Genomic DNA, 16,084 nt, shown 5'->3' with positions numbered 1-16,084 from the left:
TGTTCGACAAAGCATGGGAAACCCCTGTGCTGAAGCTGGCCCAAGAAATAGGTATATCAGACGTTGCGCTGTCCAAAGCCTGTCGGAAACCCCACGGCGCTTCGCGTCTTGTTCGAGTGAATGCACCTGGGCCACTACCTCGACTCCGGCGATGACATCCAGCTCTCTCTTAGCGAGTCTGAGGGCTACTTCATAGCCAAACCCTGTACCTGCTCCCGTAACGAGCACTCTCATGATTTTCTCCTAGATGGTGATATTTAAGAGGTGGCCGAATGAGGGGTGCATTTCGTCAGCACATGGTTTATCTGTCCGGAATAAAGGAACGCTCGTTCAACAAATCTACTCATGCCCTGACGAGCGGTTACGGAGTATGTCTCACCAAAAAATTCTGAATCATTCGTCAATATCACCCTCTATCTTTCATTCTCGGAGAAATTGAGGGGAGTCGTTTGAACTACCTGGATTGGGTTCAGTGGCCTGCGATGCTGGTAACGGTATTTGCCGCTTGGTTGATCGGATCTCAACGACCTGCAAGGCGAATGACGGGATTTGTATGTTTCAGCCTGAGCAATATGCTGTGGGTGATTTGGGGGGTGTACGTAGAAGCCTATGCTCTCATCGTCTTGCAGATTTGCCTTTTCCTAATGAACCTTCGCGGGTTCAAGAAGAACCTCGATGTACACTAGGTTTATCCGTCAAAATCAGGCGCTTTCAGGTACTAATCCGTACCTCTGGCACTGGGCATCAGGAAGCTCGGTATCCATTGAGATTCTTATTGAAGCCACGGGCGTTCAGGCCCCGAAGTGCGCACTCGAGCAGAATCAATGCATATGCGTTCGCATGAAGTCCCCAGATCACCTTCAAAGCATTACTCGCGATGAGTCCCCAGAAAAGGATCATCCGCCGACGTAGCTGTTGAGAACCAATGAACCAGGCTGAAATTACTGTCACGGTCATCGCGTGCCATTGCCAAGATCAATGTATTCCAAGCCCACTCGCTCGGCAGTAAAGCGGTTGATCACAATGCCGCACCTAGAGACGTCAGATAGCATCCAAGGCTTGGCCCCGTTGGTCGCACGACCGCTCTCTTTTCGCTCAGTGACCCAGAGATGATTTCTCCGACTTAAAGAAAATGAGCGTTCGGTAGCGATGACTCACTGAGATGAGAATTCCAAGCTGCATACGCGGCCGAATGTTGGGTTACAGCCGCACACCACCTTTCACCGGAAAGCTCGCGAGTTGCGACCAACATCATCATTTGGTTAATAGCTGCATCTAGATCTAAAAGCAGCTCATGAGATTTAAATCTAAAGTCGTCCGCTGCGTTCATGTCGGATCCTGTGCTCAGCGGGTCTGATTCGATGTTACGAGTTGCAGTACCCGCCAAGAATCTTGATTGCGGTTTTTTATGGATCAGTCAGAGCGATGGACGGCAATAATCTTGTCTGGTGAGAGCTGACCTATGCCCCTGGACTTAGATCAATCACTGTCCACGCCTTTTTATCCGTTTGAATGGATTACCATCGGTAACGTGACCACGAATTCGCTACCCATGCCATCACCCTTGCTCATACCGGTAACTTCGCCGCCGTGCGCCTCAACCAGCTCGCGGACTACTGTCAGTCCGATGCCCAAGCCTGACCCATTGAATCCGACGGCATGCACGTCTTGAACATAGGGGTCGAAAATAAACGGCAGTGCTTTAGCGGAAATGCCGATTCCATTGTCGGAAATGGTTATCTGCAAAACGTCGGACGCTACTGTTACAGAGAGTTCGATTCTACCGTGGGTCGGGGTGTATTTAGCCGCATTCGCCAGAAGGTTGTGAAGAATCTGCGCGAGGCGCCCCGGGTCACCATTTACCATCAAGATGCCATCGGGAAGATGGGCGTCGAAACGCTGCTCTTGTGCGCTCATCAAAGGGCGACACGCATCAATGGCCTCACGTAGAACTTGAATCATGTCGACATCGCGGCGATTGAGTCGCAACTTACCAGTGCAGGCACGGGAGACGTCCAGCAGATCGTCGACCAGCTGTGACATATGTTGCACTTGGCCTTCGATCAACTCCCGCATCCGAGGCAGCTGATCGCTAGGCAAACGCACCATACGTTCTGCAATCATGCTGATGGGTGTTAATGGGTTACGTAGCTCATGGGCCACTGTCGCCAGTATGCTTTTTTGCTGACTCAGTGCGCGCTCGGCTACAGCCTGAAGGTCTTGAGCGCTGAGCGCGGCTATGACCAGCTGTGCATTAGCCTCACGCAGTTCCTGGTACAAACGCTGCTCTTCCAAGCGAGGGGCGACTATAGCGTCTGACGGCACCAGCAGTTTCGCCGGTACGTGCTGCGGATTAGCCTCAATCACCTGTTCAACCTGCTGACTATCCACCAGCCGGCTGCTGGTGTCGCTCAACTCTTTTTGAAGAGCTGCCAGCACGGCGCGTGCTTCAACGGTTTTCTGGCCAAGCAGGAAGAGTTCGTGAGCGGCATTAGCGATCTCACGCTCATTCGTGCCATCGACATTACTCATGAGTCGGGCTCAAGCATTTTTATCTCCTGGATGTGATACACCTGAAATCCGCTTTGTGGGTCGGCCTCCGAGCAGACCTTCTTGTTCATGAAGCATTTCGCCAATCTGCAAGCCGTTTTCATCGACGCGGTACAAGCGCAGCTCATCGGAGTGGGCGCTGGCCCGCAACTTGACCACGGCCATGATGCGCAGTAAGCGACTCTCTACTTCGATATAGCGTTGGACAATGATCGCATCGGTGAGAAACGCCGTGCCGTAAGGGCTGAAACGCAAGTCGGTGTAGCGGTCTTCCAGCTCGGAGGTCATCAGAACACTGACCCCGGCACCAGTCAGTGCGGTGACCATTCGCGACAGCGATTCACGGAAGTCTTCGCGGAAGGTCGGCGCCAGCGCCAGTTCGAAGCCCGACAACGAGTCGATCACTAAACGAGTGGCTTTCAGGCGAGATATCTCGGCCAACAGCAACTGGACGATTTCGTCGATGGACAAGTCCGGTGCACGACTGTCCACCAAGCCTACCTGACCGCTTTGGATCAACTGAATGAGGGCGGCATTTTGAAAATGATTGGGCCGTTGTTCGAACACCGCGATCACACCGGTTTCACCGTTGCGTGCGCCTTCTGCGAGGAACGTCGCTGCCAGGATGCTTTTGCCCGACCCCGACGGCCCGGCCACTAGCAAGGAATAACCACGGGGCAGGCCGCCACCCAGCATCTCGTCGAGCTGTGGCACGCCCATTTTCAGGCGCTTGATGGGGATCTCCAGCGGCGCTTCAACCGGGTTGAGTGGCGCGGGTGCAAACACCTTGATCCCCGACGTCGCAATGCGGAAGGTGTGCAAGCCCGGTAACGTGGGCTGGCCGCGCATCTTCATGATTTCAATCTTGCGTACCATGGAATTGCGCTGCACGCTCTGACGCAGCCAGATCAAGCCATCGGCCACGGTGAAAATCGGGTTGGTGTCGGTTTCGGTAAAGTATTCGCCAATCAGGAAGGTCGTCGCCTGCCAGGTGGTCATCAACATGCCCAGTTGCTGAACGAATTGCGGCAGGTTGTTGTTGGGGTTGTCCTGGGTCTGGCTGGCCAGCACCACCGAACGGAACGAGTCGACGAACACCAGCGCTGGAGAGTGCGCCTCGACTTCGCTGACGATGCGCCTCAGCACTTCGTCCAGATTCCCGGCCAGGGTGTCGTCGGTCAGGTTGATATAGCGGATCGACTGGTTGATCGCTTCGCTGTCGAAAAAGTCGAATTGCTGCTGATAACGCAACATCTTCAGCGGCGGCTCGCCCAGTACGGTAAAGAACAGCGCCGGGCGCTCGGGCGTCGCCAGGGCAAACATCATCTGGTGCGCCAGGGTAGTTTTGCCGCAACCCGGCGGGCCGGCGATCAGGTTGAACGAAAACTCCGGCAGTCCTCCGCCCAGCACCTCGTCCAGTCCTGGCACACCGGTGGCCAGGCGGTTGATAGTCACTTTGGTGCTCATGGCGAATTTTCCTGCGAAGGGGTGTCGCTCAATAAAGGTTCCCACATACCACGAAGCAAACGTGCGGTGAGCGAGGGCCCGATCAGCGTGGTCAGCAGTGCGTAAAAGGTAGTCAGCAACACTTCACCGAAAAACAGCGCATCGGCGTCGCTTTGCTCAACGATTACGGATTTGAGGGCAATCAGATCCATGCCTGCCTGCACTCTGTCACAGGTGCCGGCCAGTCGCGGATGAGTGGAAACGCACAGATTGAGGCTGCGGCGATAAAGCGCGACAACCCCTTGCTGGCCGATGATGGGCCTGAGGGCTGCGTCCATATCCTGCAAGGTTGAAATAATTGCGTGGGCGGTCTTTGCAAGATCAGCAATGTCACCGACCCGGCGCGCCAGAGAAGCTACGATCTGGCGGCCCTCTTCGCTTTCCCTGGACATGGCTCACTAATTTTTGATGGGCACCTATCGATGGTACACCCTATAACCTGTGATCGAGTTTTCATTTGGGCGCAGAGCTGATGATGTCCGGATGCCAGCTAGGTGGCTGAAAAAAAGTAGTCCCAAACAGCAAGGACTTGCCTCTCTGTCTACGTCTCAAACACCTGGATTTGCGATTTGGATATAAACCGACCAAATGCCAAGCAATATCCAGAACGTCGCAAAGATCCAAGGTGTGCGCACCGAAAACAGCAACGCCTTTCGATACCCCTTTTGCGTGGACTCTCTCTCACAAAATAAAGGCGATTCGTCATACGCCAACCCCATTAAAGGCTCGCTATGCAATAGCTCACTCTGCTTGAAATGCCAATGGCCGATAATGTCGTATGCCGCACGAATACCGGGCCAAGCATTCAACGAACTTAGCACTCCAAGCAACGTAAGAAACGGTGGTACTACCAGCGTGAACAACTTGCCCCATTCGGGGTTGAGATTGCCCATAGAAGAGGCAAATGCGATGACCAAAAAAGACTGAGATGCCAGAAAGGCGTCAGTACGATTAGCCAAGATGCTGGTTTCGTACTGAATCTCTCTTCGGTAAAAATCCAAGCGTTCCTTTGGCGACCCGAACATCCTGGCATTGTGCTCGTTTAGTGCGGTGTCACTTATCTGTGAAGTCAAAATTCTCGGCACGGTGGGTTCATCCTCATCAAACATGTGAAGCCGGCTTTCCACCCATCCCAACCTGCGAATTGAATTGGATATCTCCCACGTTAGCATTGGTACTCACTAATATCTGTGTTAGCCGGACGTTTAACCGCATTCCTCCGCAAGGCCAACAAAAATGGCCCTCTCGGGCCGTTTTGTACTCAAACTAAACTCACTTGGAAAGCCGGGACTCGACGGTGTCGGAGCCGTGTTCAGCTTTCCATTCTTTAAGACCCTTGTGGTTACCGCCTTTGGTTTCGATGACCTCGCCGGTATGCGGATTTTTGTAGACTTTTACCCGCGAGGCGCGCTCAGCATGTCGCAGATGACAACTGTCGCCACTTCGTACTCATGATGTATTTCTAACGCTTTTGCTAAAAACACTTCTTGCCGACTCATAGGACTCTCCTGCATCAGACAAAAAGCATTGATCGAGATTGTCAATCTCAGCTAGTGAGCCCGTCCTTTTCAGAATCTGCAATTTAAATATTTGTGTTAGGCGTATTCATAAAGGCATCCCAGCTTTTATAGGCGTCGTGCTGCCTCTTGCTGGCAAAATCCCAGTCGGGGCCTGAAACGCATTTGGATGTCACCAGCGTCATCATTTCCATCGTAGCGGCGTCGAGTTCTATCAGGAGCTCGTGTGATTTCATCCTGAAATCTTCGATCGATGCCATTAGCTTTGCCTCGGCGCGGAGGTCACCGCCATTGAGAAACAACTGCTCCTCGAGCGGTGGAGTACGAACACGCCAAATAATTCATACCGTCTGATCGCTGGTTCGTTTAGCCCCGAACCTTCTCCGTCAAAGTCAGCCGCTATAGCGGGACGGAAGAGTCGTGCATGAAATAAGGGAGCGGCCCGATCTTTGTCCCCGCGTTTGAAAGCGACGCGGATCAGTCGATGTCGCCGACAATGCGCACAGCGCGCTGGACGCCATCGACAGAAACGAAAAGTTCTTCAAACTGACGCTCGCGGTATTGACGTCCCCCGGCGTTACGGCGTTCGGCCAGAAGCAGCCATTCAAATTACCCAAATTAGATTCATACATGAAAGATTCACATCGACAAACAGCTCGAACTTGCGGCTTGAATTGAAAGGTGGCCAGCAAGGCAACGGGCCCTCCTGATGAGCGCCCCGCCTCTACTTGGACAGGAGAAAACGCAAAGCCCGGTGATGCATAGAGAGATCCGTGTCTTTCCAAACTCCTGAACTAGCTTAGATAGATGTCTTTCAAAGATTCTTCGGTCACGCTTTTCCCCGCCAACACGGAAACGATCTCCCCGACGCGAATCGCATATACCCGGGTCGCCATCTGGATGGCTTCCACTGTTTTCTGTTCGACTAGCAGGATTGGCGTTTTACGCGAGCGGATCTCTCGAAGGGTATCCAGCACAATCTCAGTTATTTTAGGTGAAAGCCCCATTGTCGGCTCATCCAAAATCAACAAATCCGGACGGGACATAATCGCCTGGGCAATGGACAGCATTTGTTGCTCGCCGCCGGACATGGTGCCCGCATGCTGTTTGCGTCTTTCCTTCAGCAGCTGGTACATATCCTCGATATCTTCATCAATGGCTTTGCAACCTATCTCGTGTTAATCCACGAGATGCCATCAATTAGAAGTCATCAATATCAACTATACAATTCCTACCCTTGGATTTTGCGTGATAGAGCGCACTGTCTGCGGAAATTAACAACTGCTTGAGAGTGGATCGCGATTCATTCATCGAGGCACACCCAATACTGACTGTGATTTTAATTTCCTCACCACCAGTATCGACACTAGATGCTTCAATGCTGCTCCTGAGTCGCTCCGCAGTAACTGACGCATCCAGGCTATTTATCTTAGGCAACATAACGACAAACTCTTCTCCCCCAAACCTAGCTATAGTATCTCCGGGACGAAGAATTCCCTCAGCAATTTTCACTATAGACTTAAGAACTTCGTCGCCAATGGGATGCCCCCAGCTATCATTAACATGCTTGAAGTGATCGGCGTCTAGCATGATTATCGATATTGAGTGCTCGTATCGACTTGCCCGAGCAAACTCTTTCTCTGCCAAGTTGAAAAAGTGAGCGCGATTAACTGCGCCTGTGAGGTGGTCTTTAGTGAGCAAGTTGGCCAGATTATCACTCGACACCTTTCGCTCGGTGATATCTCGAAGCACAACTGTATAGCCAGAAAACTCATCATCGTCTTCACGTAGAACGGCGATCATCGTTTGAGCGAAAAAACTGTGTCCTGATTTGTGTTGGCAAAGATAGTCTCGTGAATGCCAACCTTCTTCACGTGCGAATGTGAGATGTTCATCCAAAACATTAACTTCCAAGGCGGACATTGCTGGTAAGGCGAGTGATCGGGATTGCCACGTTCCCCGAATCGCATCAATTTCCCGTTTAGGCTTCGTCTATCCCCCGGCAGCGTTTCTAGTACCGCGTTCCATTACTTGACAGGGATGACTGGCTGCAGTGCCTTTTTGGCTGGGGCCGATAATTGCCGTAGGCCCGTCAATCCTTACGAGGGTTCTGTCAACGATTCACATATGTTAGCCATGCGGGTTGGGTCACTAGCCCCCGTACCTCCGTGCAATTCGGATGTACTGCGCACCCCGTCACCGGACTGCGTTCTCTTGCAAGAAGGACATTGTTAATCGGGCTTCACACCTCAGGATTGGCTCCTGACGCATGCCGATCTAGTGAACTGACGGATACACGACAGGCTCGTTACTCCCGGACAGCGGAGTTGAGCAATGAGATTCGGAGCTTACAGCGCGTACCCGGACGGTATAGCTTTCGAAGCAAAGCACGCGCCTTCTCGTGTCGCACCATGGCCCGGATTATACCCAATCAAGCAACGAATCGCGGCGTCAAAACCTGATGCGGACGGTTGCGCCAGAGATCAAAACCGTCGAGCAGCCAGTTCAGCTCTTGTACCGTTAGCACGATCGCCTCGTCAGTGACGTCGGGCGAGGTTTTGAACCGTTTAGACTCTAGGCGCTTGAGCCAAAGGCAGAAGCCGTTGCGCTGGTAAGTAGGCCGTAGGAGTTTCACCTTCAGCCTCTCGCAGAACCGTACGTGAGCCTCTCAACTCATACGGCTCCCGTTGCCCGGTCGAAACTCATTTCCATAAACATGCCAGTGCACGAACAACGATGGACAGGCTTTCTTCATCCGGTTGAGCCAATCAACACTGCGGCGCTTGTGCCCCGCCAGTGGTTTGTACTTCTGACGGGCCCAGCGTTGCAGCTTCAAGTCAAAGTGATTGAAGACCTTGCGCATGACCATTTTGTAGAAAGCCCCATAGTAGTTCCACCACCCGCGCAGGGTAGCGTTGTACTGTTGTGACAACTCAAGAAGGCTGACCGGTGTTTGCCGCTGGATATTCCAGCTGCGAGTTCGTTGACGCATTCTTTTTAACGCCTCATTACTGGCCCCGGGCAGGAAGTTGGTAAACCGGCGTCCATTATTGCCCCATGCCTCCCGTGGCCGGAAGGTGAACCCCAGAAACGTGAACTGCGTCGTTGGGTACGCTGCTTTGCGGTTACTGTCTTTGCAATACACAATCTTCGACTTTTCCGGGTGCATGGTCAGCAGACATACTTCCAACCGTGCCTTGATTGCCGCCATGACCTCACACGCCTGCTTTTCGCTACGGCAGTGAACCACCGCATCGTCGGCGTAGCATGCAAATGGACAACCTGGAAAAGTCCGTTGCATCCAGGCATCGAACGCATAGTGCATAAACAGATTCATCAATAAGGGACTGACAACCCCACCTTGGGGTGTACCGCTTTCACGCGGAACCTGAACGCCGTCAGCAGTCTCAAACGGCGCTTTAAGCCACCGTTCGATATACAACAGAATCCATTCATCCTTTATGTGATGCCTGACCGCTTTGAGCAGCAGCTCATGATCAATGTGATCAAAGGCTCCCTTGATATCGAACTCCACCACCCAATTGATATTCCAGCAACGCCTACGAGTGATCTCCACTGCCTGTTTGGCTGACTTTCCCGGCCGGTATCCATAGGAATCCGGATGGAACAGACAGTCCAGACTCGGCTCTATAAGCAACTTGATGGCGGTCTGAGCCACCCGATCGGCTACTGTTGGAATACCCAGCTTGCGTTTGCCTCCTGATTGCTTCGGAATTTCCACCTGCCGAACCGGTGGCGGAAAATAGGAACCCGACGACATGCGGTTCCAAACCTTGTACAGGTTCCGTTGCAGCTTCTGCTCGAACTGGGCAATAGATTGTTCATCTATCCCAGCGGCTCCTCGATTGGCTTTCACTCGCTGGAAGGCCTCCCAAACTGTCAGCTTGGAAATGCTGTTCGACTTTGCTGCGCTCATGCCGCTCTTCCCCGCCGAAGCCGGTTGACGACATAAGCGAGCTGGGCAACGCCATCCCTTCGCTCCACTCTCATTACAAGAACTTCATCACTACTACGAATGGCTCCGCCCCTCGGCCTTTGCATCGGTATTCTTCCTTGCGGTGGTAGCCGCTTGTCATTTCCCTTGGCATCAAAGGCGAGGTTCTCACGTTCCATATCAAAGCCTGTATTGAGCTCATGCCGCCTATACACCGGCTGCCATCTGGACAGTAGACAGATATCTTCCAGACTAATCCCGAGGCTACTGGGCGACCTCGGTTTTGACAGCGCTTGAATCCTTAACGATGCGTCTTCGGACGGTTTGCTTTCGCTCATCTTCTCAATACGTACCTGACGCCGTTATCGGCGCCTTTTCCAACGGTCGCTCACCACCACGCCTTTTGAACGCAGCAGCACCGGGCGGTTTGAAGCCAGCTCCTGCAAGCAGACTCCGGGAGGCCTACTCCCATCTTTGATACAGCATCGCTGGCTGACGCCAGCGTTCGTGACACACCCCAGTAGAGGATTTTCACTCGATTACGGTGGCGATTCAGAAAAACAAATAGCACGGGGTCGAACACGGCGACTTTAATATCCAGTTCGACCAGCGCAGCCAGGCCATCGATAGACTTTCGGAAGTCCACTGGCTTGGGGTAGAGGTACACTTTTTCGACTTTTGCATCGGGTCGCATCATGAGGTGCTGGCTCCAGAAAGAGTTGGGGAGCACAGCTTCGAGCATCAGATTTCGACTTGGAATGTGGGCTTCATGGAGCGCTTACTCTGTTCCAGCTTTCAATCCTGTGGGATTAAAAAGCTAAAGAAAACAGAAGAAAAAACCGGCGGCATCCTATCGGATAAAGGTGTTTGGGGGCAGCGCTGCTTTTCTCTTGCCTTCAAATATATAAACCCTGTTCCATCCTTGTATAAAGGCCCACTCTCACCATCAAGAATTTAATTCTGGAATCCGCTCCGGGTTTTATACTGTGGTTCCCAACAGGGTACCGACTCCTGCTGCCACCGCCATCGAAAGCGCACTCCAAAAAGTCACACGTAAAACCCCATTTTTAATATTCGCCCCGCCGACCTTGGCCGCCAAGCCGCCAAGGATAGCAAGGAAGACCAACGACGCGACGACGATGACTGGGATGAGATGTTCTTGTGGAACTACTACGACCACGAGTAATGGTAGTGCCGCACCTACGGCAAAGCTTAGCGCAGATGCAAGAGCAGCCTGTAATGGCTTTGCACTCATCGCATCGGTGATTCCCAACTCATCTCGGGCATGCGCCCCCAAGGCGTCGTGATCCATTAGTTTAGTCGCGACTTCTTTTGCAAGCGGCACCTCAAGTCCTCGCTCAACATAAATTCCTGTCAGTTCACGATTCTCGCCCTTCGGATTTTCCTGAATCTCAATTCGCTCCGTCTCTAGGGCAGCCGCTTCCGTGTCGGCTTGGGACTGCACGGAAACGTACTCTCCGGTAGCCATCGACATAGCACCGGCGACGAGAGCAGAGACACCCGCTATAAGGATGCTGTTGTGAGTTGCGTGAGAGGCGGCTACGCCCAGAATCAGACTTGAAGTTGAAACGATTCCGTCATTGGCCCCCAATACGGCAGCGCGCAGCCAACCAATGTTGTCTATTGAGTGTTTCTCTTTATGATGCGCTGCCATTCTGGAATTCTCCGTGTGAAAAATTGCATTAGGTCGGGTCACTCTGGCGTCATGAGCACCGTGAGATTCATGTTGATGAGCGGAGATCCAATCACCGGTAATGACTGAATCAACCGATTAAATTTCAGAAAGATGCTTTACGCTGCCAGCATGCCCCAGAACATACCGATCACGGCAAAAGCCATTACGATAGTACATCGTGTTTAACAAAAAAGGCCCTCGAAGGGCCCTTTTGTACTCAAACCAAAATCACTTGGTCAGCCAGGATTCGACGATTGCGGAGCCGTGCTCTGCTTTCCATTACTTCCGCATTTGTATTGCCAATGTATTTCTCAAGACCGTGAGGAAACGATTGGGTCGATTGCTGCCCGATACACAGGAGTTGATGATCGTCCGCCCAATACATGTTACGGCAAGAAACTACCTCTATTGCCGAGCCAACATACAAATGCAGTTCAGTGAGATTTGAACCAGCTGGGGTGCAGCACAGGAAAATGCTCCTTTAGCCAATCCACGAATGCATCCACCTGAGGTGCAAGATGCGTTCTGCTTGGGTACAACACGGAAACCAGGCGAGGCTTTGGACGAAATGCCCTGAGCACTTCAACCAGCTCTCCGCTTGCGAGGAAAGTCTCAACGGTAATTCCCGGAGCTTGAACAATGCCGAAACCTGCAACACCGCATTGAACGTAGGCATTCGACTCATTCACAGTGATACCACCATGAGGCGTATGTGGACGATCTTCACCGTCTACCGAGAAATGCCAAGGCAGCGGTCTGTTATTTTGACCGGAAAGGAAGCTGACACATTGGTGGTCTGCTAAATCATTTAGGGTTTTGGGTGCCCCGCAGGCTTCGAGATAGCTTGGAGACGCACAGGTCACCATGGTGGCGGTACCAATTTCTCTAGCTACCATGCTTGAGTCCGGGAGGTCACCGATTCGCAATGCACAGTCGATGCCCTCGGCTACGAGATCTACCGCACGGTCGGTCACGCCCAGCGAAAGCTCGATTTCGGGAAATGCCTCTGTAAATTTTCTCAGGTTTTCCATGAAGCTGTGCTGGGAAAATGCAGTGGGGATGTCAATGCGAAGCCGTCCCCGCAACGTCGATCCACTACGGTCGAACATGGAAGTGGCTTCTGCGATTGTTGCCAAAATCTCTTTGACACGCTCATAAAACCGCTCGCCCTCAGCAGTCAGTTTCACTTTACGGGTAGTGCGTTGGAACAGGCGGACACCCAGCGAAGCTTCCAGATCCTGAATGGTGCGTGTGACGTGCGGGCGTCCTGCCTGCATTGCCTCCGCGACTTTTGTGAAGCTTCCCAACTCAGCCAGCTTGGCGAATACCTGCATCGACTGTAGAAGCTCCATAAGTCTCTTTCTCGGGAAACATGATAACTGGATGATTGTTGCTGATCAGGATAACAATCCTGTTGGTTTCTGCACATTTATCTACTGCCGCGAAATCTCAACAATGTCCTAAGCGTGAGGGAGGAGCTTTCCTCCCCTGCTCTTTCAAAATTGCTGGAGACTGAAAATGAAAGCGTGGCTTCTGAAAGATTTCGGATTGGACAATCTTGTGCAGGGGGAAGCTGAGACACCCGTGCCCAAAGCTGGAGAATTGCTGGTAAAAGTAGGGGCTGTATCGCTCAACTTCCGGGACAAGGCAATCGTTGACGGCATCTATGAGCCTCATATGGTGCCCAAGCCGCTAATCCCTGTAAGCGATGCGGCAGGTACTGTCGTAGCAGTCGGTGATGGCGTCAGCCGCTTCGCTATCGGAGATCGAGTTAACTCACATCTTTACTCACGTTGGTTGGATGGCATGCCAGGGCCTGATGAGCCCAATTACTGCTTCGGCTCGCCATTGCCGGGCGGTCTGGCGGAGTACATGATTATCCATGAAGACAGCGCGGTAAGTGCTCCCGACAATATGTCAGATGAGGAAGCTGCGACGCTTCCAATTGCTGCTCTGACGGCATGGTATGCGCTCGTTGATTTCGGCCAGATCGAGGCAGGCCAAACCGTTTTGGTTCAGGGCTCAGGGGGTGTTTCTGTTTTCGCTGCACAAATTGCAACGGCACTTGGCGCCAAAGTTATCGTCACTTCCAGTCGAGATGACAATCTGCAAGCAGTGAAAAAACTGGGTGCTGTTGCGGGTGTAAATTATCGCACTAGCCCTGAGTGGGCAGAGGAAGTACTAAAGCTCACTGACGGCAAGGGGGTCGATCTCCTGCTGGATGTGGCAGGCGGGGATGGCATCAATCAATCGGTTGCAGCGACAAAGGCAGGAGGACGTATCGCACAGATCGGCTTCCTGACCGGCCAAACCTCTGCGCTGAACCTGATGCCTTTGATCTTCCGGCAAACAACGATTCGTGGCATCGCCGTTGCTCCTCGCTCCTCATTTGATCGCATGAACGAATTCTTGAATGAGCACAAGATTCGCCCGGTAATCGACCACGTGTATCCATTTGATCAAGCACGCCAAGCGTATGAGCACTTGGCCAGAGGCGCCTTTGGTAAAGTAGTAATCAAAATTTCGTAAGATCAAGAAAGGACTGGGTCATCCGGCGGTTGAATACCGACTCCACTAACTAAAGTCGATGGCTGTGATCGAAGGGTTCCAGCGCAGAAGCCCTAGATAGTCGAGCACAAAGCCGCCGGACGGCTCAAGTAATTAAGGCGCTACATGCGTTTGGAAAATCTTGCTAACCACAGTCCACTTACCTTCGACTTTCAGCAGATGGAAGAAGTCAGTGAAAGAGATGCCTGACATGTCGTTAGCGTCGATGCGAGCGCTAGCCGCGGTACCGACGATCTCGATGCGGACTATAGCGGCCTGTGCGTCAGGAGATGGACGGAAACCCTTGTCGATCCCATCGAACAGGATTGGAATCGCGCCGCCTGCCAGCTTGCCATCGGCGCCGACGCTGTACATCGTCGCATGTTCGTTGAAAGCGGGCTTCATGATACTGCTCTTGGCCTGCTTGCAGCCCTCAATGTACTTGTTCAGCACCTCGGTGATAGCTTGGTATTCTTCTACGTACGTAGGTTTGCTCATTGTTTTACTACTGATAACTTGTTGGTCGCTCGGTAGGTTTTCTGCTTGAGCAATCGCGCCCAAGCTCGAAATTACTGCCACAAAAAACAAATTCTTGATAAAAGTAATTTTCATTTAGTTGCTCTTAATAAGGTTGGCAATTACTGATTTATACTCAACTGCAAAAAGCACAGCAGACGTTCCGAAAACTTCGGTGCTGCTGTTGCATCGCAATGAAATGAAATGAAATGAACGATGTGTTTTCAATAATTAATGCCGCAGTTTCACCGTAACCTGCGGACTCTTTGTTTTTGAAACTACTTGCTCAGGCTGGTCTTAAGTTCTTGAGATGCCTGCTCGATCGCGGTGCGGGGCGCCGGCAGATGGCTGAATGCGTTCGACAGCCCAAAATCGTGAATCATGCCGTTGTAGCGTACCGACTTCACAGGTACACCCGCAGCGTCGAGCTTGCGGCCGTAAGCTTCAGCTTCATCGCGCAGGACATCGAATTCGGCAGTTTGGATCAGCGTCGGCGGCAAGCCCTTCAACTGCTCGGTTGTCGCCTGCAGCGGCGAAGCGTAAATCTGCTTGCGTGCTTCGGCGTCGAGTGCGTAATTGTCCCAGAACCACACCATCAAGTCCTTCGTCAGGAAGTAGCCGTTGGCAAACTCCTTGTAGGACGGCGTGTCAAAGTTTGCATCCGTCACCGGGCACAGCAACACTTGCGAACGCAGTGCTGGTGCGCCCTTCTCGTTCGCCATCAAGGCAACCACGGCTGCAATGTTCCCGCCTGCGCTGTTGCCAGCTACGGCCAGGCGTTTGCCGTCTACGTTGATCTCCTTGCCATGTTCGGCCACCCACTTTGTCGCAGCATAGGCTTGCTCGATGGCGACGCCGTATCCCGCCTCAGGCGAGAGGGTGTAGTTGACGAAGACCGCCACCGCACCCGAGCCTACCACCAGGTCACGCACCAGCCGTTCGTGGGTCGGGAAGTCGCCCAACACCCAGCCGCCTCCGTGGAAGTACATGAACGCAGGTAGTGTCTTCTGTTCGCTGCCGACCGGGCGAACGATGGTCAGCTTCAGGTCGCTGCCATTGACACTGATTGTCTTCTCGCTGACGTCAGCTGCCGGCAAGGCCACTTGCGGGGCAGCCTGAGCAGCCACCAGCGCGGCGCGGGCATCGAGCGGTGTCATGGAATCCAGCGTCTTGCCGCCTTCGAGGGATTTTAAGAATTCTGCCGTGTTGTGTTCAACGCCGGACTGGTCGGCTGCAAGTGCATTACCAATGCGACAGGGTCACGACGGAAAGGGCAAAAGCGGAGGTGAGGGTTTTCATGATCTTTCCTTTGTATTGCTTGGGTGTGTGCATTATTAAATTAGGCGTGCTGCGAAGCCTCATCTGCCCCCTTCTCAAGGATGGCAGAGGTTCAAGGGGCGACGTGGGTGTGGAAGATCTTGCTGATTACCGTCCACTGACCATCGACTTTTAGAAGATGGAAGAAGTCGGTGAAGGAAATGCCAGACATGTCGTTAGCGTCGATGCGAGCGCTAGCCGCTGTACCGACGATCTCGATGCGGACGATGGCTGCCGGTGCGTCAGGAGATGGGCGGAAACCCTTGTCAATCCCTTCGAACAGAATTGGAATCGCGCCGCCTGCCAGCTTACCTTCGCCATCGACGCTAAACATCGTTGCTTGCTCACTGAAAGCCGGCTTCATGACGCTACTTTTGGCCTGCTTGCAGCCCTCAATGTACTTATTCAGCACCTCGGTAATAGCTTGGTACTCCTGTACGTAAGTAGGTTTGCTCATGGTTTTACTCCTGATTCGTTGGA

At 52.7% G+C, this 16,084-nt stretch carries 16 protein-coding genes and 2 pseudogenes; 2 read left to right on the top strand and 16 right to left on the bottom strand.

All coding sequences use genetic code 11. The annotated features are described in order from the left end of the window. The first annotated feature begins 449 nt into the window (after positions 1-449). Positions 450-686 (top strand): hypothetical protein, encoded by a 237-nt coding sequence (locus ACMXYH_RS15305; RefSeq protein WP_415767596.1) that lies wholly within the window; start codon positions 450-452, stop codon positions 684-686. A gap of 814 nt (positions 687-1,500) precedes the next feature. Here ACMXYH_RS15305 and ACMXYH_RS15300 read toward each other — a convergent pair. The 13 genes and pseudogenes from ACMXYH_RS15300 to ACMXYH_RS15240 all read right to left on the bottom strand — a co-directional run bounded on the left by ACMXYH_RS15300 (position 1,501) and on the right by ACMXYH_RS15240 (position 12,558). Then, positions 1,501-2,532, bottom strand: a complete 1,032-nt coding sequence (locus ACMXYH_RS15300; protein ID WP_415767595.1) for a sensor histidine kinase — start codon at positions 2,530-2,532, stop codon at positions 1,501-1,503. Positions 2,533-2,541: 9 nt separating this feature from the next. Then, positions 2,542-4,017 carry an RAD55 family ATPase gene (locus ACMXYH_RS15295; RefSeq protein WP_415767594.1) on the bottom strand — a complete coding sequence of 492 codons (1,476 nt, stop codon included), beginning with the start codon at positions 4,015-4,017 and terminating at the stop codon, positions 2,542-2,544. Next, a complete protein-coding gene (locus tag ACMXYH_RS15290; RefSeq protein ID WP_415767593.1) occupies positions 4,014-4,448 on the bottom strand; it encodes a hypothetical protein in 435 nt (144 codons plus the stop codon). Before ACMXYH_RS15290 ends, ACMXYH_RS15295 begins: the two co-directional genes overlap by 4 nt. 156 nt (positions 4,449-4,604) lie before the next feature. Continuing rightward, positions 4,605-5,141, bottom strand: a complete 537-nt coding sequence (locus tag ACMXYH_RS15285) for a hypothetical protein (RefSeq protein WP_415767705.1) — start codon at positions 5,139-5,141, stop codon at positions 4,605-4,607. Between the two features lie 187 nt (positions 5,142-5,328). Further along, positions 5,329-5,469 (bottom strand): annotated as a pseudogene (locus ACMXYH_RS15280) (DNA binding protein); the annotation flags it as partial. A gap of 169 nt (positions 5,470-5,638) precedes the next feature. Continuing rightward, a complete protein-coding gene (locus ACMXYH_RS15275) occupies positions 5,639-5,833 on the bottom strand; it encodes a hypothetical protein (RefSeq protein WP_415767592.1) in 195 nt (64 codons plus the stop codon). Positions 5,834-6,367: 534 nt separating this feature from the next. Beyond that, entirely contained in the window at positions 6,368-6,709 is a 342-nt protein-coding gene (locus tag ACMXYH_RS15270; RefSeq protein ID WP_415767590.1) for an ATP-binding cassette domain-containing protein, read from the bottom strand. A 64-nt stretch (positions 6,710-6,773) separates the two neighbouring features. After that, on the bottom strand, positions 6,774-7,487 hold the full coding sequence (locus ACMXYH_RS15265; RefSeq protein ID WP_415767589.1) for a GGDEF domain-containing protein: 714 nt from the start codon (positions 7,485-7,487) through the stop codon (positions 6,774-6,776). A 517-nt stretch (positions 7,488-8,004) separates the two neighbouring features. Next, positions 8,005-8,208: an IS66 family insertion sequence element accessory protein TnpB gene (gene tnpB, locus ACMXYH_RS15260; RefSeq protein WP_415767588.1), complete on the bottom strand. Its 204-nt coding sequence runs from the start codon at positions 8,206-8,208 to the stop codon at positions 8,005-8,007. A gap of 33 nt (positions 8,209-8,241) precedes the next feature. After that, positions 8,242-9,510, bottom strand: coding sequence for a group II intron reverse transcriptase/maturase (gene ltrA / locus ACMXYH_RS15255; protein WP_415767587.1), 1,269 nt, complete (start codon positions 9,508-9,510; stop codon positions 8,242-8,244). A 406-nt stretch (positions 9,511-9,916) separates the two neighbouring features. Next, positions 9,917-10,225 carry an IS66 family insertion sequence element accessory protein TnpB gene (tnpB, locus tag ACMXYH_RS15250; protein ID WP_017699433.1) on the bottom strand — a complete coding sequence of 103 codons (309 nt, stop codon included), beginning with the start codon at positions 10,223-10,225 and terminating at the stop codon, positions 9,917-9,919. A 282-nt stretch (positions 10,226-10,507) separates the two neighbouring features. Further along, positions 10,508-11,203 (bottom strand): VIT1/CCC1 transporter family protein, encoded by a 696-nt coding sequence (locus tag ACMXYH_RS15245; protein WP_415767586.1) that lies wholly within the window; start codon positions 11,201-11,203, stop codon positions 10,508-10,510. A 455-nt stretch (positions 11,204-11,658) separates the two neighbouring features. Beyond that, positions 11,659-12,558, bottom strand: a complete 900-nt coding sequence (locus tag ACMXYH_RS15240; RefSeq protein WP_415767704.1) for a LysR substrate-binding domain-containing protein — start codon at positions 12,556-12,558, stop codon at positions 11,659-11,661. A 184-nt stretch (positions 12,559-12,742) separates the two neighbouring features. Here ACMXYH_RS15240 and ACMXYH_RS15235 point away from each other — a divergent pair, with 184 nt between their 5' ends. Next, positions 12,743-13,753 carry a zinc-dependent alcohol dehydrogenase family protein gene (locus tag ACMXYH_RS15235; protein WP_415767585.1) on the top strand — a complete coding sequence of 337 codons (1,011 nt, stop codon included), beginning with the start codon at positions 12,743-12,745 and terminating at the stop codon, positions 13,751-13,753. 132 nt (positions 13,754-13,885) lie between these two features. Here the strand turns inward: ACMXYH_RS15235 and ACMXYH_RS15230 are convergent, their stop codons facing one another. The 3 genes and pseudogenes from ACMXYH_RS15230 to ACMXYH_RS15220 all read right to left on the bottom strand — a co-directional run bounded on the left by ACMXYH_RS15230 (position 13,886) and on the right by ACMXYH_RS15220 (position 16,061). Further along, positions 13,886-14,269, bottom strand: a complete 384-nt coding sequence (locus tag ACMXYH_RS15230; protein WP_140678742.1) for a nuclear transport factor 2 family protein — start codon at positions 14,267-14,269, stop codon at positions 13,886-13,888. A gap of 296 nt (positions 14,270-14,565) precedes the next feature. Beyond that, positions 14,566-15,586, bottom strand: a pseudogene (locus tag ACMXYH_RS15225) (alpha/beta hydrolase). A gap of 91 nt (positions 15,587-15,677) precedes the next feature. Then, a complete protein-coding gene (locus ACMXYH_RS15220) occupies positions 15,678-16,061 on the bottom strand; it encodes a nuclear transport factor 2 family protein (RefSeq protein ID WP_415767584.1) in 384 nt (127 codons plus the stop codon). Positions 16,062-16,084 lie beyond the last annotated feature (23 nt).

Origin of the sequence: Pseudomonas frigoris, from assembly GCF_047758635.1 — a bacterium.
Taxonomy (GTDB): domain Bacteria; phylum Pseudomonadota; class Gammaproteobacteria; order Pseudomonadales; family Pseudomonadaceae; genus Aquipseudomonas; species Aquipseudomonas frigoris.
The sequence above is the reverse complement of the archived record's forward strand: the minus strand, read 5'-3'. Positions and strand labels throughout refer to the sequence as shown.

Bases quoted from the DNA above. Each gene is read 5' to 3' on its own strand.
- ACMXYH_RS15300 (WP_415767595.1), bottom strand. From the start codon at position 2,532: ATGAGTAATGTCGATGGCACGAATGAGCGTGAGATCGCTAATGCCGCT.
- ACMXYH_RS15295 (WP_415767594.1), bottom strand. From the start codon at position 4,017: ATGAGCACCAAAGTGACTATCAACCGCCTGGCCACCGGTGTGCCAGGA.
- ACMXYH_RS15290 (WP_415767593.1), bottom strand. From the start codon at position 4,448: ATGTCCAGGGAAAGCGAAGAGGGCCGCCAGATCGTAGCTTCTCTGGCG.
- ACMXYH_RS15275 (WP_415767592.1), bottom strand. From the start codon at position 5,833: ATGGCATCGATCGAAGATTTCAGGATGAAATCACACGAGCTCCTGATA.
- ACMXYH_RS15270 (WP_415767590.1), bottom strand. From the start codon at position 6,709: ATGTACCAGCTGCTGAAGGAAAGACGCAAACAGCATGCGGGCACCATG.
- ltrA (WP_415767587.1), bottom strand. From the start codon at position 9,510: ATGAGCGCAGCAAAGTCGAACAGCATTTCCAAGCTGACAGTTTGGGAG.
- tnpB (WP_017699433.1), bottom strand. From the start codon at position 10,225: ATGATGCGACCCGATGCAAAAGTCGAAAAAGTGTACCTCTACCCCAAG.
- ACMXYH_RS15245 (WP_415767586.1), bottom strand. From the start codon at position 11,203: ATGGCAGCGCATCATAAAGAGAAACACTCAATAGACAACATTGGTTGG.
- ACMXYH_RS15240 (WP_415767704.1), bottom strand. From the start codon at position 12,558: ATGCAGGTATTCGCCAAGCTGGCTGAGTTGGGAAGCTTCACAAAAGTC.
- ACMXYH_RS15235 (WP_415767585.1), top strand. From the start codon at position 12,743: ATGAAAGCGTGGCTTCTGAAAGATTTCGGATTGGACAATCTTGTGCAG.
- ACMXYH_RS15230 (WP_140678742.1), bottom strand. From the start codon at position 14,269: ATGAGCAAACCTACGTACGTAGAAGAATACCAAGCTATCACCGAGGTG.
- ACMXYH_RS15220 (WP_415767584.1), bottom strand. From the start codon at position 16,061: ATGAGCAAACCTACTTACGTACAGGAGTACCAAGCTATTACCGAGGTG.